This window comes from Variovorax sp. NFACC27 (assembly GCF_048301545.1).
Classification (GTDB): Bacteria; Pseudomonadota; Gammaproteobacteria; order Burkholderiales; family Burkholderiaceae_C; genus Variovorax; species Variovorax gossypii.
Genome location: NZ_CP157613.1, coordinates 5,599,617 through 5,615,870 on the forward strand (window position 1 = coordinate 5,599,617; position 16,254 = coordinate 5,615,870).

At 67.9% G+C, this 16,254-nt stretch carries 20 protein-coding genes; 12 read left to right on the plus strand and 8 right to left on the minus strand.

Going from position 1 to position 16,254, the window contains the following annotated elements:
• Positions 1 to 86 precede the first annotated feature (86 nt).
• Together bamC and ABL840_RS26185 are read left to right on the plus strand one after the other, a co-directional pair.
• Positions 87 to 1,172, plus strand: a complete 1,086-nt coding sequence (gene bamC, locus ABL840_RS26180) for an outer membrane protein assembly factor BamC (protein ID WP_093203159.1) — start codon at positions 87 to 89, stop codon at positions 1,170 to 1,172.
• Positions 1,173 to 1,177: 5 nt separating this feature from the next.
• Positions 1,178 to 1,954, plus strand: coding sequence for an MBL fold metallo-hydrolase (locus tag ABL840_RS26185; RefSeq protein WP_093203161.1), 777 nt, complete (start codon positions 1,178 to 1,180; stop codon positions 1,952 to 1,954).
• A gap of 95 nt (positions 1,955 to 2,049) precedes the next feature.
• Here ABL840_RS26185 and ABL840_RS26190 read toward each other — a convergent pair whose 3' ends face one another.
• The 3 genes from ABL840_RS26190 to ABL840_RS26200 all read right to left on the minus strand — a co-directional run bounded on the left by ABL840_RS26190 (position 2,050) and on the right by ABL840_RS26200 (position 4,061).
• Positions 2,050 to 2,331 (minus strand): hypothetical protein, encoded by a 282-nt coding sequence (locus ABL840_RS26190; protein ID WP_093203164.1) that lies wholly within the window; start codon positions 2,329 to 2,331, stop codon positions 2,050 to 2,052.
• 94 nt (positions 2,332 to 2,425) lie between these two features.
• Positions 2,426 to 2,929 (minus strand): hypothetical protein, encoded by a 504-nt coding sequence (locus ABL840_RS26195; protein ID WP_093303965.1) that lies wholly within the window; start codon positions 2,927 to 2,929, stop codon positions 2,426 to 2,428.
• Positions 2,919 to 4,061: a JmjC domain-containing protein gene (locus ABL840_RS26200; RefSeq protein ID WP_093303964.1), complete on the minus strand. Its 1,143-nt coding sequence runs from the start codon at positions 4,059 to 4,061 to the stop codon at positions 2,919 to 2,921. The genes ABL840_RS26195 and ABL840_RS26200 overlap by 11 nt, the downstream gene beginning before the upstream one ends.
• Positions 4,062 to 4,075: 14 nt before the next feature.
• On the opposite strand from ABL840_RS26200, the gene ABL840_RS26205 reads away from it, so the two are divergent.
• The gene (locus ABL840_RS26205) at positions 4,076 to 4,600 is read left to right on the plus strand and encodes an FKBP-type peptidyl-prolyl cis-trans isomerase (protein ID WP_093303961.1); all 525 of its coding nucleotides are present in this window, start codon (positions 4,076 to 4,078) and stop codon (positions 4,598 to 4,600) included.
• 74 nt (positions 4,601 to 4,674) lie between these two features.
• On the opposite strand, the gene ABL840_RS26210 is transcribed toward ABL840_RS26205, so the two are convergent.
• The 4 genes from ABL840_RS26210 to coaBC form a co-directional block, all read right to left on the minus strand.
• The gene (locus tag ABL840_RS26210; protein WP_093303959.1) at positions 4,675 to 5,175 is read right to left on the minus strand and encodes a glycine zipper 2TM domain-containing protein; all 501 of its coding nucleotides are present in this window, start codon (positions 5,173 to 5,175) and stop codon (positions 4,675 to 4,677) included.
• A 205-nt stretch (positions 5,176 to 5,380) separates the two neighbouring features.
• Complete coding sequence (dut, locus tag ABL840_RS26215; protein ID WP_019655978.1) at positions 5,381 to 5,827, minus strand: dUTP diphosphatase; 447 nt, start codon at positions 5,825 to 5,827, stop codon at positions 5,381 to 5,383.
• Complete coding sequence (locus tag ABL840_RS26220) at positions 5,828 to 6,289, minus strand: hypothetical protein (RefSeq protein ID WP_093203177.1); 462 nt, start codon at positions 6,287 to 6,289, stop codon at positions 5,828 to 5,830.
• Complete coding sequence (gene coaBC, locus ABL840_RS26225) at positions 6,289 to 7,512, minus strand: bifunctional phosphopantothenoylcysteine decarboxylase/phosphopantothenate--cysteine ligase CoaBC (RefSeq protein ID WP_093303956.1); 1,224 nt, start codon at positions 7,510 to 7,512, stop codon at positions 6,289 to 6,291. Before coaBC ends, ABL840_RS26220 begins: the two co-directional genes overlap by 1 nt.
• Positions 7,513 to 7,636: 124 nt before the next feature.
• Here coaBC and ABL840_RS26230 point away from each other — a divergent pair, with 124 nt between their 5' ends.
• The 7 genes from ABL840_RS26230 to ABL840_RS26260 all read left to right on the plus strand — a co-directional run bounded on the left by ABL840_RS26230 (position 7,637) and on the right by ABL840_RS26260 (position 13,621).
• Entirely contained in the window at positions 7,637 to 9,319 is a 1,683-nt protein-coding gene (locus ABL840_RS26230; RefSeq protein ID WP_093303953.1) for a CTP synthase, read from the plus strand.
• A complete protein-coding gene (locus tag ABL840_RS26235) occupies positions 9,316 to 9,606 on the plus strand; it encodes a DUF1330 domain-containing protein (protein ID WP_093203184.1) in 291 nt (96 codons plus the stop codon). The genes ABL840_RS26230 and ABL840_RS26235 overlap by 4 nt, the downstream gene beginning before the upstream one ends.
• A 73-nt stretch (positions 9,607 to 9,679) precedes the next feature.
• The gene (gene eno, locus ABL840_RS26240; protein WP_093203187.1) at positions 9,680 to 10,963 is read left to right on the plus strand and encodes a phosphopyruvate hydratase; all 1,284 of its coding nucleotides are present in this window, start codon (positions 9,680 to 9,682) and stop codon (positions 10,961 to 10,963) included.
• Between the two features lie 19 nt (positions 10,964 to 10,982).
• Positions 10,983 to 11,261 (plus strand): cell division protein FtsB, encoded by a 279-nt coding sequence (gene ftsB / locus ABL840_RS26245; RefSeq protein WP_093203189.1) that lies wholly within the window; start codon positions 10,983 to 10,985, stop codon positions 11,259 to 11,261.
• Between the two features lie 54 nt (positions 11,262 to 11,315).
• Positions 11,316 to 11,942: a nicotinamide riboside transporter PnuC gene (pnuC, locus tag ABL840_RS26250; protein WP_093303951.1), complete on the plus strand. Its 627-nt coding sequence runs from the start codon at positions 11,316 to 11,318 to the stop codon at positions 11,940 to 11,942.
• Positions 11,939 to 12,610: an AAA family ATPase gene (locus ABL840_RS26255; RefSeq protein ID WP_093203195.1), complete on the plus strand. Its 672-nt coding sequence runs from the start codon at positions 11,939 to 11,941 to the stop codon at positions 12,608 to 12,610. Before pnuC ends, ABL840_RS26255 begins: the two co-directional genes overlap by 4 nt.
• Before the next feature lie 33 nt (positions 12,611 to 12,643).
• Complete coding sequence (locus ABL840_RS26260) at positions 12,644 to 13,621, plus strand: hypothetical protein (protein WP_093303949.1); 978 nt, start codon at positions 12,644 to 12,646, stop codon at positions 13,619 to 13,621.
• Positions 13,622 to 13,627: 6 nt separating this feature from the next.
• Here the strand turns inward: ABL840_RS26260 and ABL840_RS26265 are convergent, their stop codons facing one another.
• Positions 13,628 to 14,431 carry an AraC family transcriptional regulator gene (locus ABL840_RS26265; RefSeq protein ID WP_093303947.1) on the minus strand — a complete coding sequence of 268 codons (804 nt, stop codon included), beginning with the start codon at positions 14,429 to 14,431 and terminating at the stop codon, positions 13,628 to 13,630.
• A gap of 145 nt (positions 14,432 to 14,576) precedes the next feature.
• Here ABL840_RS26265 and ABL840_RS26270 point away from each other — a divergent pair, with 145 nt between their 5' ends.
• On the plus strand, positions 14,577 to 15,344 hold the full coding sequence (locus ABL840_RS26270) for an SDR family oxidoreductase (protein ID WP_093303945.1): 768 nt from the start codon (positions 14,577 to 14,579) through the stop codon (positions 15,342 to 15,344).
• A gap of 34 nt (positions 15,345 to 15,378) precedes the next feature.
• A complete protein-coding gene (locus ABL840_RS26275) occupies positions 15,379 to 16,233 on the plus strand; it encodes an NAD(P)-dependent oxidoreductase (protein WP_093303943.1) in 855 nt (284 codons plus the stop codon).
• Positions 16,234 to 16,254: the final 21 nt, after the last annotated feature.

The following is a 16,254-nucleotide window of genomic DNA, read 5'->3' on the forward strand; positions in this document are numbered from 1 at the left end:
AACCTTTTGCCCGAACCGCGCTCAGAGATGGCGGCGGGCACTGCGGCCCCTAGATTGACCGAACCATTCCAACAAGGAAGACGACGTTGAAGAACATTTCGCGACTTGCACTGCTGGCCCTCGTTGCCAGCCTCGCCGCCTGCTCCGTCCTCGAGAGCGACAAGATCGACTACAAGAGCGCAGGCAAGGCCCCGACGCTCGAAGTCCCACCAGATCTCTCCCAGCTTTCGCGCGACAACCGCTACGCCATCCCCGGCGGCGCCGTGACGGCCAACTCCTACCAGGCAGGCATCGCCAACGCCCCCGGCATCCCCACCGCGGTGGCCAACATCGGCGACGTGCGCATGGAGCGCTCGGGCACGCAGCGCTGGATCGTCGTCAACCGCACCCCCGACCAGCTCTGGGATCCGGTGAAGGACTTCTGGCAGGAAAACGGCTTCCTGCTGACCACCGACCAGCGCAACCTGGGCATCATGGAAACCGACTGGGCCGAGAACCGCGCCAAGCTGCCGCAGGACATCATCCGCGGCACTCTGGGCAAGCTGGTCGACTCGGTCTACTCGACCGGCGAACTCGACCGCTTCCGCACCCGCCTGGAGCGCAGCACCACCGGTACCGGCACCGAGATCTTCATCAGCCACCGCGGCATGCAGGAGGTCTACAACAACTCCCGCCAGGACCAGACCGTGTGGCAGCCCCGCCCGAGCGATCCTGAACTCGAGACCGAATTCCTCCGTCGCCTGATGGTCAAGCTCGGCGTGTCGCAGGAGCAGTCGAAGATCCTGGCCGCGACCACCGCGACGCCCAAGACCGCGACCATCTCCAAGGTCGGCAACCAGCCGGTCGTGCAGATCAGCGAAGGCTTCGACCGCGCATGGCGCCGCGTCGGCCTCGCGCTCGACCGCACCGGCTTCACCGTGGAAGACCGCGACCGCAGCGCCGGCCTCTACTACGTGCGCTACGTGCCGCCGAACCCCGACAAGAAGGAACCCGGCTTCTTCGGCAAGCTGTTCGGTGGCTCGAGCAAGACCGAGGCGCCTGCGAAGTTCCGCATCTCGGTCAAGGGCCAGGGCGAAGCCACCACGGTGTCGGTGCTCAACGAAGCCGGCGCGCCCGAAACCTCGGCCAATGCCGAGCGCATCGTCAAGGTCATCGCCGACGACCTGAGATAACCCGCATGCTCCGCTTCCGAAGCCTCGGCAGCGGCAGTACGGGCAACGCCGCGCTGGTCGAGACGACCAGCGGCGGCCGCACCTCCCGCCTCCTCGTCGACTGCGGCTTCGGCCTCAAGCAGCTCGACCTGCGCCTGGCCCAGGCGGGCCTTGCAGCCAGCGACATCGATGCGGTCTTCGTGACCCACGAGCACGGCGACCACATCGGCTGCGCCCATTCGCTGTCGCGGCGCAACCGCATTCCCGTCTGGATGAGCGAAGGCACGTGGCTCGCCACCGGCGGGCGCGACTTCGAGGGCTTGCTGAACCTGGCGCGCGACGATGCCGAGTTCACGGTCGGCGACATCTGCGTGCAGCCCTTCACCGTTCCGCACGATGCGCGCGAACCGCTGCAATTGCGCTGTACCGACGGCAACCGCACCCTGGGCGTGCTGACCGACCTGGGTCACGCCACCGCTCATGTGCTGGCCAGGCTGGGCGGTGTGCATTCGCTGCTGCTGGAGTTCAACCACGACAGCGAGTTGCTGGCCAACTCGAGCTACCCGCCCTTTCTCAAGCACCGCGTGGGCGGCAACTACGGGCACCTGTCGAACACCGCCGCAGCGGAGATCGCGCGCGCGCTTCTTCACGACGGCCTGCGGCACGTCGTCGCGGCACATCTGAGCGAGCAGAACAACCGGCCCGAGATCGTGCGGCGCCTCATGGCCGAAGCGCTGGGTGGCAACGAGTCGGAGATGCTGACCGCCACGGCAGCAGGGGGCTCGCCCTGGCTCGACGTCTGAGCACCCAGCCCCTTACAAGGCACAAGACGCTCACGCTCTCCTAAGAAAAAAAAGCCGCCTCATGGCGGCTTTTTGCATGTCTGATGCAGCGCTGATTACTGCTTCGGCGCTTCATTCTTCTTCGCGGCCTCGGTGGCGGCATTCGCGGCGTCGAGCGCGGACTGCGCGCCCGGGGACGGCGTGGTCGAGGACGAAGACGATGTGCCCGGATCGGCCGATGGCGCAGGTGCCGGAGCTGCGGGGGCAGGCGCTGGTTCGGTCACGGGCGCAGGAGGCGGCGTCACGACAGCCGGCGCTGCATCCTCCTTCTTCCCGCAGGCGACGAGCGCGGCAGCGGCAATCAGCGAGGCGATCAGGACGGATGATGACTTCTTCATGGAATCTCCTTTGGCAATGAAGGTCTGGAACGAAAAAATTCTAGACCTGCATATCCGCCCGAATATGTCTCGCGGCCGCATTCGCGGCATTGGCTTACAAGCCGAGCGTCGATGCCGGAAACGCGGGGCGCCCGAGGCGCCAGCATTCGTCGATGGCCTCGCGCAGCTCGCGGCGCGCGCGCGAATCGGTGCCGCTCACGCCCCTGCTGCGTTCGGGGTCGATGCGGTGCACGAACCACGTGGGCGTCCAGATGGCGCTCGGTACTTCCGAGCCTGCGGCCTTGCCGTTGGCGCGGCATTCGATGATGTGGTCCCACATGCGACGCCACGACACGAAGCGCGCATGGCCACGTTCGAGAATGTCGAAGCGCTGCGCGAGCAGCATCAGGCGGCGGCCACTTGCCGACCAGGCCTGCAGCGCCTCGATGGTCGCGCGCTCGCCAAGGGGCCACTCGGCGAAATCGATATCGCTGAAGACGATCTCCTTCCAGCCCTCGCGCGCCGCGGCTGACAGCGCATTGCGCAGGAGCACGTCAAAGGCTTCGCGGCCGTCGAAGCGCCCTTCGGGCAGCGAAGGAGCAGGAGCCTCATCCGGCATGAAGCCACCCTGCCTCGCACCATTCGCCCAGTAACGCGAGGGCACCTTCGCTGGCCCGCGCGAGTTCGCGCGGGCCGAGTTCGCGACGGTCGGCCAGCTTGCGCATCAGCGTCGCGTCGGCGCCGCCCGCGCGAAAGCTCTCGCCGTTGATGTAGATGTGACGCGCGTCGTAGAGCATGCGCGTGCGGCGATCGAGCTTCACGTGCTGCATGGCGTCGGGCGCCTCGCCGCCTTCGCCGAACCACACGTTGGCCTTGGGCTCGGTGAGCGACTCGCCTAGAGCACGGTCAATGGCATCGGGGTCGCGCAGCGCGGCCTCGATGGCCTTGCGCGCGAAGCCCTGCAGCGCGGCGGGCATCGCGGCCGGTGCATCAACCGCGGGCTGCGTCGGATCGCGGTAACGCGCCAGCTCGGCCGGGCCGGCGTCTTCCAGGTCTTCCGCATAGGCCTGCGCCATGCGCGCGAGCAGGTCGGCACCAAGCTCGCCCACGGCCGACGAACGCAGGCCGATGGAACAGGTCATGCAGTCGTCGCCCACGGCCACGCCGTCGTGTGCATAGCGCGGCGGCAGGTAGAGCATGTCGCCGGGCTCGAGCACGAAGGTCTGCTCGGGCTCGAAGTTCTCGAGGATCTTGAGCGGCAGCCCAGGCTGCAGGCGCAGGTCGCTCTGCTTGCCGATGGACCAGCGGCGTCGCCCCTGCGCCTGCAGCAGGAACACGTCGTAGCTGTCGAAATGCGCGCCGACGCCGCCGGTGTCGCTCGCGTAGCTGATCATCAGGTCGTCGAGCCGGGCGTCGGGCAGGAAGCGGAACTGCCGCAGCAACTGGTGCACGCCCTCGTGATGCAGGTCGACGCCCTGCACCAGCAGCGTCCAGGCCGACTGCTTCAGCGGCGGCAGGGCGCGCCGGGCCAGCGGCCCGTGCTTGAGCGACCAGCCGGCCTTGCCGTGGCGTATCAGGCGCGATTCGACATCTTCGCGTTCGGCAAGCGCGAACAACTCGGAACGCTCGATCGGTGGCACCATCGCGGGTATCGCCTGCCGCACGAGCAAGGGTTTCTTCTGCCAATGCCGCCGCATGAACTGCGCGGCGCTCAGGCCGCCCAGCAAGGGCAGCGGTTCGTTAATCTCCATGGGAGAATTCTGCAATGGAAATCTCTGAACAATGCGTGGTCGGCCTGACCTGGACGATGAAAGACACGCTCGGCGACGTGCTGGACGTGCTCGACGAGCCGGTCGAATTCCTGATCGGCGGCGACGATCTCTTCGACGTGATCGAAGCGGCCCTGCAGGGCCATGAACCCGGCGCCCGGGTGCAACTGCAGATCGAGCCCGAGCAGGGCTTCGGCGACTTCAACGACCAGCTGCTCTTCCTGGAGCCGCGCTCCCTCTTCCCCGAAGGCACCGAAGAAGGCATGACCTTCGACGGCTCCGCCCTGCCCAAGGGCGTGAGCGGCGACATTCCCAAGGACACGATCTACACCGTGGCCGAAATCTACCCCGACCACCTGGTGCTCGACGGCAACCACCCGCTGGCCGGCATCGCGATCCGGCTCGACATCACGGTGCGCTCGGTGCGCGAGGCCACGGAGGAAGAAGTGGGCCGCGGCACAGCGGGCACGGGCTTCTTCAAGGTCGCGCCGATGGCGCCGGGCAACCAGACGCTGCACTGACCGCCGCGCAGCACCCATGAAAAAAGCCGGGCAGTGCCCGGCTTTTTTGTGTCCCGATGGATGATCGGGTTTGCCTACATGCGAGAAATCTGGCCGTTGTCGATGCGCACGCGGTCGCCGATGCGCAGGTCGCCGGGGTTCTGCACGTCGAAGGCGCGGTAGCCGCCTCGGTCGGTCTGCACCGACACCCGGTAGATTTCGTAGGCGCGCGGGCCGTTCTGCTGCGCCTCGATGGTGTTGCCCAGCAGGGCGCCACCGACGATGCCCAGCGCGGTTGCCGCGGCACGGCCGTTGCCGCGGCCGAACTGGTTGCCCACCACGCCGCCGATCACGCCACCGGCGACGGCACCGCCGCCCGTGGTGCCGGTGCCGGCGGTTTCGCTGCGCAGCACCTCGATGTTGGCTACGTGGCCGTACTCGACGTAGGAGGCTTCACGGTACTGGATGGCCTGCGGGGGCGCCTGGTAGGGGTAGCGCGAGGTCTGGTAGACCGGCGCCGGGGCCACGCACGCCGTGAGCGTGGCCAGGGCCAGCACGGAAGCGGTGACGGAAACAAAGCGCGTTGAGATCTTCATGTTGGGAGGCTCCTCGGAAAGAACGGTGCACGGATGATGAATGCATGCACCCTGCGTGTGCCTGACTAACGCCGCAGCATCCGCCGCGATGACGCCGTTCACACACTGAAACCTTCGAGGCCGCGCGGCCCGTGCCGGTTCCGTTCTTTACCGCCCGGAAACCCTGCAGATCCCCTTCCGGCCCTTCCCGGCCTTCAAGATCCGCTCAATGTTTGCCGGTGGAGCCGTATCCGCCCTCGCCACGTTGCGTAGGTGCAAATTCCGTGACCACTCGAAACTGCGCCTGCACCACGGGCACGATCACCAGTTGCGCCAGCCGCTCCATCGGGTTCAGCACGAAGGGCGTGTCGCTACGGTTCCAGGCGCTGATCTTCAGCTCGCCCTGGTAGTCGCTGTCGATCAGGCCGACGAGATTGCCCAGCACGATGCCGTGCTTGTGGCCCAGCCCCGAGCGAGGAAGGATCAGCGCCGCGTAGGCCGGGTCGGCCAGGTGGATTGCGATGCCGGTGCCCACCAGCTGCCAGCCGTTGGGCTCCAGCGTGATGGGAGCGTCGAGGCAGGCTCTCAGGTCGAGGCCGGCGCTTCCGGGGGTGGCGTACGCGGGGAGTTGATCCACCATGCGCGGATCGAGGATTCGGACGTCGACTTTCACTTAGTTGTTGCCTTGCTTCTGTTGCTGTTCTCTTTGCTTTCGGGCTGCCTCTTCGAGCACCTGCTGCCACTTGGCGACGCCCGGGGTGAGCTTCACGCCCTTCAATTTCCTGCCGAACCACATGGCCAGCGCCGCGAGCAGCACCAGCACGCCGAACGGCACGCCCGCGGCCCACAGCACGAGGAACACCACCGCGCCGACGGCGCCCAGCACCTTGAGCAGCGCCGGGTCGAATGAGCCCGGCTGCTTCTTCGGCACCTCGCCGTTCGGCAGCTCGGCACGCTGCATCGCGGCCGTGACGGGCCCCTGCCCCTGCTGCGGGCCGGAGGTCTGCGTCATGCCGACGTCGAGGCCGTGCTCACCGGGCGAAGCAGCTCGCTTCGGCAGCGCCGCCTGCGCGGCCAGCCGCTCCACATAGCGCGCGAAATCGCCGTTCGGCGGCGTGTTCCATTGGGGATTCATCAGACCCTCCAGTCGGGAAGCCGGGCCGCGATCTCGGCCATGAGTTCGCGCGCCAGCGTGAGCTTGGGCGCGCGGGGAAGCTCGCGCACGCCCTTGGCGTCCACCAGCAGCATCGCGTTGTCGTCCTGTCCGAAGGTCAGCGGGCCGATGTTGCCCACCAGCAGCGGGATGCCCTTGCGCTCGCGCTTGGCCTTGGCGTGTTCGGCGAGGTTCTCGCTCTCGGCGGCGAAGCCCACGCAGAAGAGCTTCTTCGACTGCGCCCGTTCGCTCTTCGCCACCGTGAGGAGGATGTCCGCGTTCTCGACGAAATCGAGCACCGGCGTCTTGCCGCTGCCGTCCTTCTTGATCTTCTGGTCGCTCTGGGCGGCCGGCCGCCAGTCGGCAACGGCGGCTGTAGCTACAAAAATGCTAGCACTCTGCGCGGCACGGGTCGTGGCTTCGAGCATGTCCTGCGCCGAGAGCACGTCGACGCGCGTCACGCCGCGCGGCGTGGACAGGTGCACCGGACCGGCCACCAGCGTGACCTCGGCGCCCGCCTCGCGGGCCGCCCGGGCAATGGCGAAGCCCATCTTGCCGGACGAATGGTTGGTGATGCCCCGGATCGGGTCCAGCGCCTCGAAGGTCGGGCCGGCCGTGACCAGCACCTTCTGCCCCGCCAGCAACTTGGGGGCGAAGAAAGCCGTGATGTCCTCCAGCAGCTGCGCCGGCTCCAGCATGCGGCCATCGCCGGTTTCGCCGCAGGCCTGCCAGCCGTTGCCCACGCCCAGCACGGTCGCGCCGTCGGCCGCCACCCGCATCAGGTTGCGCTGCGTGGCCGGATGGACCCACATCTCGCGGTTCATGGCCGGCGCGATCAGCAGCGGGATGCGGTCCATGGGGCGGGCCAGGCACATCAGGCTCAGCAGGTCGTCGGAGCGACCCTGCACCAGCCGGGCGATGAAGTCGGCGCTGCAGGGCGCCAGCACGATCGCGTCGGCCTCGCGGCTCAGGTTGATGTGCGGCATGTTGTTGGGCTCGCGCGTGTCCCACTGCGAGGTGTAGACGGTACGCCCCGAGAGCGCCTGCATGGTCACGGGCGTGATGAACTGCTCGGCCGCCTCCGTCATGACCACCTGGACGGTCGCGCCCGCCTTGACGAACAGGCGGCACAGCTCGGCCGACTTGTAGCAGGCGATGCCCCCTGTGAGGCCCAGAACGATGTGTTTGCCGGCGAGATCTTGCATGGGGCGTATTGTTGCTCACATGCCATCCGCCCCACGGCAACAAGCCCTTGGCGGAAGGTGTCGCGAAGGGCACACCTATAATCGCAATTTCCCACTGCCCGGATTCACAGCGTCCGGAACTGGCATGACCAAATTTGTCTTCGTCACCGGTGGTGTCGTTTCTTCCCTTGGCAAGGGAATCGCCTCCGCCTCGCTCGCCGCGATCCTCGAATCGCGCGGCCTCCAAGTCACCCTCATCAAGCTCGATCCGTACATCAATGTCGACCCCGGCACGATGTCGCCCTTCCAGCATGGTGAAGTGTTCGTCACCGATGACGGCGCCGAGACCGACCTCGACCTCGGCCACTACGAGCGCTTCATCAACACGCGGATGCGCAAGGCCAACAACTTCACGACCGGCCAGATCTACAAGACCGTGCTCGAGAAGGAACGCCGCGGCGACTACCTCGGCAAGACGGTGCAGGTGATCCCGCACATCACCAACGAGATCCAGGAATACATCAAGCGCGGCGCCGGCATCGGCACGGCGCACGAGGTGGACGTGGCCATCGTCGAAATCGGCGGCACCGTGGGCGACATCGAGTCGCTGCCCTTCCTGGAGGCCGTGCGCCAGATGAGCCTGCGCATGGGCCCGAACAACTCGGCCTTCGTTCACCTGAGCTACGTGCCCTGGATCGCCGCCGCCGGTGAGCTCAAGACCAAGCCCACGCAGCACACCGCGCAGAAGCTGCGCGAAATCGGCATCCAGGCCGACGCCCTGCTTTGCCGCGCCGACCGCCCGATTCCCGACGACGAGCGCGCCAAGATCTCGCTGTTCTCGAACGTGCCCGAATGGGGCGTGATCTCGATGTGGGACGTGGACACCATCTACAAGGTGCCCCGCATGCTGCACGAGCAGGGCCTGGACGGCCTGATCTGCGACAAGCTGCGTATCAACACCCCGCCCGCCAAGCTGCAGCGCTGGGACGAACTGGTGTACGAAGTCGAGCATCCGCAAAAGGAAGTGTCGATCGCCATGGTCGGCAAGTACGTCGACCTGTCGGACAGCTACAAGTCGCTGAACGAAGCCCTGCGCCACGCCGGCATGAAGAACCATGCCCGCGTGAAGATCGACTACATCGACTCCGAGACCATCTCGGCGCAGGACGTGTCGCGCCTGGCCAAGTACGACGCCATCCTGGTGCCCGGCGGCTTCGGCCAGCGCGGCGTGGAAGGCAAGATCTCGGCCGCCCGCTTCGCCCGCGAAGGCAAGGTGCCCTACCTCGGCATCTGCCTGGGCATGCAGGTCGCCACCATCGAATACGCCCGCCACGTGGCCGGCCTGAAGAACGCCAACAGCACCGAGTTCGACCCCGAGACGCCCACCCCCGTGATCGCGCTGATCACCGAGTGGAAGGACCGCGACGGCACGGTGAAGACGCGCGACGAGAAGTCCGACCTCGGCGGCACCATGCGCCTGGGCGCGCAGAGCTCCGACGTCTCGCCCGGTACGCTGGCCCACAGCATCTACGGCGACGTGGTCACCGAGCGCCACCGCCACCGCTACGAAGCCAACGTCAACTACCTCGACGAGCTGCGCAACGCCGGCCTGGTGATCTCCGCGCTCACGCAGCGCGAGCACCTGACCGAGATCGTCGAACTGCCGCAGGACGTGCACCCGTGGTTCATGGGCGTGCAGTTCCATCCCGAGTTCAAGTCGACCCCGTGGGGTGGCCACCCGCTGTTCAACGCCTTCATCAAGGCTGCGCTCGAGCACAAGGAAAAGGGCGCGGGCAGCACCAACAAGGCACTGAAGGCTGTTGCATGAGCAGCGGATACGTCATCGCCCAGGTCGAGGTGACCAACCCGACGCAGTACGAGGAATACCGCAAGTGGTCGACCGTCGCCATGCAGGCGCACGGCGCCGAGGTGTGCGTGCGCGGCGGGCAGATCCAGCCGCTGGAAGGCGACTGGAAGCCCACGCGCGTCGTGATCCTCAAGTTCCCCAGCTTCGAGAAGGCCAAGGCCTTCTACGAGACGCCCGAGTACCTGAAGGCGCGCGAGGCGCGTGCCGGCGCAGCGATCATGAACATGATCGCCGTCGAAGGCCTCTGATCCTTCCGCTCCCTCCGACCCGTTCCCCCATCTATTCATCCGCCCAAAGAGACCAGAAAGAGAAAGACAGAAGATGAGTGCAATCGTTGACATCGTCGGCCGCGAAATTCTCGACAGCCGAGGCAATCCCACCGTCGAGTGCGACGTGCTGCTCGAATCGGGCACCATGGGCCGCGCGGCCGTGCCCTCGGGCGCATCGACCGGCTCGCGCGAAGCCATCGAGCTGCGCGACGGCGACAAGAGCCGCTACCTCGGCAAGGGCGTGCTCAAGGCCGTGGAGAACATCAACACCGAGATCTCGGAAGCCGTGCTGGGCCTCGACGCCAGCGAACAGGCCTTCCTCGATCGCACGATGATCGACCTCGACGGCACCGACAACAAGGGCCGCCTGGGTGCCAACGCCACCCTCGCAGTCTCGATGGCCGTGGCCCGCGCCGCGGCCGAGGAGTCGGGCCTGCCGCTGTACCGCTACTTCGGCGGCATGGGCGGCATGCAGCTGCCAGTGCCGATGATGAACGTCATCAACGGCGGCGCGCACGCCAACAACAGCCTCGACCTGCAGGAATTCATGATCATCCCCGTGGGCGCCAAGAGCTTCCGCGAGGCAGTGCGCTACGGCGCCGAAGTGTTCCATGCACTGAAGAAGATCCTGGGCGACCGCGGCATCAGCACGGCAGTGGGCGACGAAGGCGGCTTCGCTCCCAGCGTCGAGAGCCATGAAGCGGCCATCCAGCTGATCCTGGAAGCCATCGACAAGGCAGGCTACACCGCCGGCGAGCAGATCGCCCTGGGCCTCGATTGCGCGGCCAGCGAGTTCTACAAGGACGGCAAGTACGTGCTGTCGGGCGAAAACCTCTCGCTCACGTCCGAGAGCTGGACCGACATGCTGGCGACCTGGGTCGACAAGTACCCGATCATCAGCATCGAGGACGGCATGCACGAAGGCGACTGGGACGGCTGGAAGCACCTGACCGAACGCCTGGGCAAGCGCGTGCAGCTGGTGGGCGACGACCTGTTCGTCACCAACACCAAGATCCTGCAGGAAGGCATCGAGAAGGGCATCGCCAATTCGATCCTGATCAAGATCAACCAGATCGGCACGCTGACCGAGACCTTCGCCGCCATCGAGATGGCCAAGCGCGCCGGCTACACCGCCGTGATCTCGCACCGCTCGGGCGAGACCGAGGACAGCACCATCGCCGACATCGCCGTGGGCACCAACGCCGGCCAGATCAAGACCGGCTCGCTCTCGCGTTCGGACCGCATCGCCAAGTACAACCAGCTGCTGCGCATCGAGGAAGACCTGGGTGACATCGCCGTCTACCCCGGCCGCGGCGCGTTCTACAACCTGAAGTAACGCCCGGACGCCACGCGGCATGCGCGCCCGCCTCGTTCCTCCGATCGTCCTGCTGCTCCTGTTGGCCATCCTGCAGTGGCAGCTGTGGAACGGGCGCGGCAGCGTGCGCGACGTGGCCCAGTTGCGGACCAAGCTGGCCGACCAGAAGGAAGCCAACGCCAAGGCCGCGCTGAACAACGAGCGCCTGAGCTCCGAGGTCAACGACCTCAAGGACGGCCTCGAGATGGTCGAGGAACGGGCGCGCGCCGAGCTCGGCATGGTCAAGCCGAACGAAGTGTTCGTGCAGATCGCGCACTGACCTCGGCCTTCCCTCGCCCCTCCCTCCCCTTTTCTTTCTTCGTCCGCCGAGCCGATGACCGAGCTACTCTCGGCCCCCGCGTTCATGCTGTGGGGCTCTCCCGTGAGCTGGCTCGAGCTCGTCGCGTCGACGCTGGCGCTCGCCATGGTCGGCTGCAACATGCGCGAGATCCACTGGGGATGGCCGCTGGCCATCGTCAGCTCGCTGCTCTACGTGGCGGTGTTCGCCAAGGCGCGCATCTACGGTGACGCCTCGCTGCAGGTCTTCTTCGCGCTCGTCGCCTTCTGGGGCTGGGCGCAATGGCTGCGCGGCCACCGGGCCGACGGCAGCGCGCTGCGCGTCAGTCGGCTTTCGTCGCGCGGCATCGCGCTCACGCTGCTGGCCTGCACGCTCGCATGGCCGGCGGTCGCCCTCTTCCTGCGCCGCTTCACCGACACCGACGTGCCCTGGTGGGACGGCTTCGCCACCGGCCTGAGCCTGGTCGGCCAATTCCTGCTCGGGCGCAAGTTCATCGAGAACTGGCTGATCTGGCTGGCGGTGAACGTCGTGAGCGTGGGCCTCTTCATCCACAAGGGCCTGTGGCTCACCGTGGGGCTGTACGCGGTGTTCGCCGTGCTCAGCGTGGCCGGCTACCTCGCCTGGCGCCAGCGCATGCCCTCTGCCGGGGCTGCGCGCGCATGACTCCCGTGCTGCCGACCGGCTGCGTCATCGCCCTCGTGGGCGCCGAGAGCACCGGCAAGACCGAACTGGCCCGCGCCATCGCGCAGCGCCTGCACGACCGCGGCGTGCCCGTGACGCTGGTGAGCGAATACCTGCGCGAATGGTGCGAGCGCGAAGGCCGCACGCCGCGCCCCGACGAGCAGCAGGCCATCGCCGACGAGCAGACCCGCCGCATCGCGATGGCCGCGGCCACCGGCGTGGTGGTGGCCGACACGACGGCGCTCATGACCGCCGTCTACAGCGAACAGCTCTTCGCCGACACCACGCTCTACGACAGCGCGCTGGCGGCCCAGCGGCGCTATGCGATCACGCTGCTCACCGCGCTCGACCTGCCCTGGGTCGCCGACGACATGCGCGACGGCCCGCATGCGCAGCAGCCGACCGACACGCTGGTGCGCGCCGCGCTCGCGCGCGCGAAGCTCTCGTACGCGGTCGTGCACGGCACAGGCGGCGAGCGGCTCGCGAACGCCTGGAACGCCATCGTCTCCATCGCGGGCAACGAGGGCCGGCCGCGCACGCGCGCCCGGTCCGACGCGAAGCCCGCCTCGTGGTCATGGCCTTGCGAGAAATGCTCCGACCCGGAATGCGAACATAAGCTGTTCAGCGATCTCATCGCGCGCCGCGAGTAACGCACTCGCCCCTTTCCTCTTACCGGAGACCCGATGCCCCTTTCGACCGCCGCGCGCATCGCGCTTCTTCCCGGCGCCCTGGCCGCCCTGCTGCTGGCCGCCACCGGCCCGGCCCATGCAGCCCCCGTCGCCGCCACCGTCGAGAACGGCACCACCACCACCGCCTGCGCCGAGGAAGACAACGTCTCGCTCACCCTGCGCGGCGAAGGCATCCGCCGCATGCGCATCGAGGCGCTGCAGCCCGATTACCTCGACAAGATCGGCAACGACGTCACCGCCCCCGACTTCTCGGGCTGCAATTTCGACGGCGGCGCTCACCCCACCGACCCGGCCTACCGCTTCCGCAAGCGCACCGTGGTGCTGATGGACAACGCCCAGTGGCGCGTCGTCGGCATGACGCTGCCGAGCTTCTGGCGCCCGCAGCGCGTGCCCGTGCAGGTGGGCAAGCGCAAGGACCGCGGCTTCCACCTGCTGCAGGTGTTCAGGAAGGAAAACGGCAAGGCGCTCGAAGCCATCGTGCTCTATCCGTCCGACGGCTACTGGCGCATCAAGCCGCTGCCCGAGCCGCGCTTCGGCGACGGCGTGTACGGCTCGTCCTTCCTGCTCGGCCCGGTCGAGGCGGCCGCGCGGCCGGTCGTGAACATCGCGTCGATCCGCATCGTGCCCCGGCCGCTGGCCATCCACGTGCGCTTCACCGATGGCGGCAGCGCCGCGGTGAAGGTCGACGAAATCAGCCGCACGCGCACCGCGCTCGACGTGACGCTGTCGAAACCGACGGCAAGCGCCCAGCCCTTCGCGGTGCTGCGCTCGATGTACGTCACGCCCGACAACGCCGACGTGAGCGAAGTGCGCTGGCAGGCATCGCCCGGTGCCGCGCAGCAGGTGCTGCCGCTGCCGGAGGTGAAGAGCCTTCAAGCCACGCAGGTGCGCTTCGGCCGCAGCCTGCCGTCGAAGCACAACACGAGCGCGCCGGACATCGCCTTCGGCGGCTTCGACGACACAGAGCGCTGAGCCCGGCTAGGCCGCCGCGCGCCGCACCTCGCCAGGCGTGACGCCGAGCACGCGGCGCATGCAGCGCGCCATGTGGCTCTGGTGCGAGAAGCCGCTCTCCAGGGCGACCATGCTCGCCGGCATCTCGCTGCGCAGCAGCAGGCCGCGCGCGCGGTCTACGCGGCGGTGCACCACGTACTCGTGCACCGGCAGGCCGATGGAGCGCTTGAACTGCGTCTTCAGGTGCGATGCGCTGAGGCCGGCAATGTCGGCCAGCGCGGCCAGCGAAAGATCGCCGTCGAGATTCGCCTCGATGAATTCGGTCACGCGGCGCAGCTGCGGCCGCGTCAGTCCTTGCGTCGATGCGGTGCCTGCGGCGGCTTCCTGCCCCGCGAGCAGTTGCACCGCGAGTGCCGTGCCCAGGCTGTCGGTGTAGAGCCTGCCGTTGGGAAAGCCCGCTCGCCGCTCGGCGTCGAGCGCCCATGCGACGTGCTCGATGCGCGCGTCGCGGAACTGGTGGCGCTGGTCGAGCACGGCCCGCTCGGGCGGCAGCCCCATCTCCTCGGCGGTGCGCTTCAGCAGCACGGGCGGCATGCGCACGACGACCGAGGTGCTCGGCGCTTCCTCGTGCCAGACGTCGGTGATGCCCGCCGGCAGGATGTCGAGATCGCCGCGCGTGTACAGGAAGTTGTGCAGCCTGCAGGCGCCAGCCACCGGTCCGCCGATGTGCAGCTTGATGCGGTGATCGGGCAGCGCGTCGTAGCCGACGATGCCGCCGGGCGTCTCGCGCAGGTCCACGCGCAGGCTCGTGTCGAGATCGGTGTCGCTCATCGGAACATTATCGAGCGCGGTGCTTCACGGCATCGCACGGCGTCGTCCGTTCGTGCTCCGGCGCGGCCGAACGTGCGCGACCCGGCGGGCACCGATCCGGATCATTCGCAGCCTTGAACTTCATCCACTCAAAGGCAAGCGAATCATGACGAACATCTACGGCGGCAAGAAGGCCGTCATCACCGGCGGAACCATCGGCATGGGCCTCGCGACAGCGCAGGCGCTGCTCGCGGGCGGTGCCGAGGTGCTGGTGACCGGGCGCAACCCCGGGAACCTCGAATCCGCGCGGCGCACGCTCGGCTCGGGTGCCCATGTGCTGGCGTCCGACGCAGGCTCGCTGGCCGACATCGACGCGCTGGCAGCCACCGTGCGCGAGCGCTTCGGCCAGATCGACCTGCTGCACATCAACGCGGGCATCTCCACGCTGGAGCCCTTCGACCAGGTGACGGAGGCCGGCTACGACCGCGCCTTCGCGATCAACACCAAGGGCCCCTTCTTCACCGTGCAGCGCCTCGCACCGCTGATCCGCGAGGGTGGCTCCATCGTCGTCACCTCGTCCATCGCGGATGAAGGCGGCATGCACGGCCTGAGCGTCTACAGCGCGACCAAGGCCGCGCTGCGCTCCTTCGCCTCCGGCTTCGCGGCGGAGCTGCTGGCGCGCGGCATCCGTGTGAACGTGGTGAGCCCCGGCTTCATCGACACGCCCACGCTAGGCGTTGCCGACGCGACGCCGGAGGAGCGCGCGGAGTTCATCCGGCTGGGTGACCAGATCACGCCGATGCGGCGCCACGGCACCGCCGACGAGGTGGCGCGCGCGGTGCTGTTCTTCGCCTTCGAGGCGACCTTCACGACCGGCGCGCGGCTCACCGTCGACGGCGGGCTGGGCCAGAAGCTGACGCCCGCCGCGGCCTGACGACGAACAGACAAGAAAAGGAACGGAGAACGACATGACCGACGTATCCCTCATCGGCCTCGGCCCCATGGGCATCGCGCTGGCGCGCGCCCTTCAGCCCCGGTACACGCTGACCCTCTGGAACCGCACCGCCGGGCGTGCGAAGCCTCTGCTGAACCAGGGCACGCTGCTCGCGGCCGACGCACGCAGCGCCGTCGAAGCGAGCCCCATCGTGCTGACGTGCGTGGCCGACTACGCGGCAGCGCGCTCGATCCTCGCCATGCCCGGCGTGGCCGCGGCCTTGCGCGGCAAGGTGCTCGTGCAGCTGAGCACCGGCACGCCGCAAGACGCGCGCGAGGCCTGGGCAGCCGCCGACGGCGTGGCCTATCTCGACGGCGCCCTGCTCGCCACGCCCGGACAGATCGGCCGGCCCGACACGCCGCTCTTCATCTCCGGCGAGGAACGCGCGCTGGCCGCCTGCCGCCCGGTGCTCGAGACCATCGCGGGCAATCTCATGTACATGGGCGAAGCCATCGGCAACGCGGCGGCCTGGGACCTGGCCACGCTGTCGTGCATGTTCGGCGCGATGAGCGGTTTCTTCCACGGCGCGCGCATCTGCGAGTCCGAAGGGCTGGGCGTGGGCGAGTTCGGCCGGATGATCGGCGCGATATCGCCGGTGCTGGGGGAAATGATCCGCGCCGAGGGTGACGCCATCGAGGCCGGACGCTACGGCGAGCCGGAGAGCTCGATGGCCACCTGCGCGGGTTCGGGCCGGCTGTTCGTGAAGCAGGCGCGAGAGGCGAAGCTGGACGCGAGCTTTCCCGATTTCCTGGCCGGCATGTTCGACCGCGCGCTGGCGGCCGGCTACGCGAACGAGCGGCTCGCCGCGATGGTCAAGGTGCTGCGCTGAAAGGCTCGTCGGCGCAGCCGC

What these genes read in the sequence shown, in the direction of transcription:
- ABL840_RS26185 (WP_093203161.1), top strand. Translation starts at nt 1,178, where the DNA reads ATGCTCCGCTTCCGAAGCCTCGGCAGCGGCAGTACGGGCAACGCCGCG.
- ABL840_RS26190 (WP_093203164.1), bottom strand. Translation starts at nt 2,331, where the DNA reads ATGAAGAAGTCATCATCCGTCCTGATCGCCTCGCTGATTGCCGCTGCC.
- ABL840_RS26195 (WP_093303965.1), bottom strand. Translation starts at nt 2,929, where the DNA reads ATGCCGGATGAGGCTCCTGCTCCTTCGCTGCCCGAAGGGCGCTTCGAC.
- ABL840_RS26200 (WP_093303964.1), bottom strand. Translation starts at nt 4,061, where the DNA reads ATGGAGATTAACGAACCGCTGCCCTTGCTGGGCGGCCTGAGCGCCGCG.
- ABL840_RS26205 (WP_093303961.1), top strand. Translation starts at nt 4,076, where the DNA reads ATGGAAATCTCTGAACAATGCGTGGTCGGCCTGACCTGGACGATGAAA.
- ABL840_RS26210 (WP_093303959.1), bottom strand. Translation starts at nt 5,175, where the DNA reads ATGAAGATCTCAACGCGCTTTGTTTCCGTCACCGCTTCCGTGCTGGCC.
- ABL840_RS26220 (WP_093203177.1), bottom strand. Translation starts at nt 6,289, where the DNA reads ATGAATCCCCAATGGAACACGCCGCCGAACGGCGATTTCGCGCGCTAT.
- coaBC (WP_093303956.1), bottom strand. Translation starts at nt 7,512, where the DNA reads ATGCAAGATCTCGCCGGCAAACACATCGTTCTGGGCCTCACAGGGGGC.
- ABL840_RS26230 (WP_093303953.1), top strand. Translation starts at nt 7,637, where the DNA reads ATGACCAAATTTGTCTTCGTCACCGGTGGTGTCGTTTCTTCCCTTGGC.
- ABL840_RS26235 (WP_093203184.1), top strand. Translation starts at nt 9,316, where the DNA reads ATGAGCAGCGGATACGTCATCGCCCAGGTCGAGGTGACCAACCCGACG.
- eno (WP_093203187.1), top strand. Translation starts at nt 9,680, where the DNA reads ATGAGTGCAATCGTTGACATCGTCGGCCGCGAAATTCTCGACAGCCGA.
- ftsB (WP_093203189.1), top strand. Translation starts at nt 10,983, where the DNA reads ATGCGCGCCCGCCTCGTTCCTCCGATCGTCCTGCTGCTCCTGTTGGCC.
- pnuC (WP_093303951.1), top strand. Translation starts at nt 11,316, where the DNA reads ATGACCGAGCTACTCTCGGCCCCCGCGTTCATGCTGTGGGGCTCTCCC.
- ABL840_RS26255 (WP_093203195.1), top strand. Translation starts at nt 11,939, where the DNA reads ATGACTCCCGTGCTGCCGACCGGCTGCGTCATCGCCCTCGTGGGCGCC.
- ABL840_RS26260 (WP_093303949.1), top strand. Translation starts at nt 12,644, where the DNA reads ATGCCCCTTTCGACCGCCGCGCGCATCGCGCTTCTTCCCGGCGCCCTG.
- ABL840_RS26265 (WP_093303947.1), bottom strand. Translation starts at nt 14,431, where the DNA reads ATGAGCGACACCGATCTCGACACGAGCCTGCGCGTGGACCTGCGCGAG.
- ABL840_RS26270 (WP_093303945.1), top strand. Translation starts at nt 14,577, where the DNA reads ATGACGAACATCTACGGCGGCAAGAAGGCCGTCATCACCGGCGGAACC.
- ABL840_RS26275 (WP_093303943.1), top strand. Translation starts at nt 15,379, where the DNA reads ATGACCGACGTATCCCTCATCGGCCTCGGCCCCATGGGCATCGCGCTG.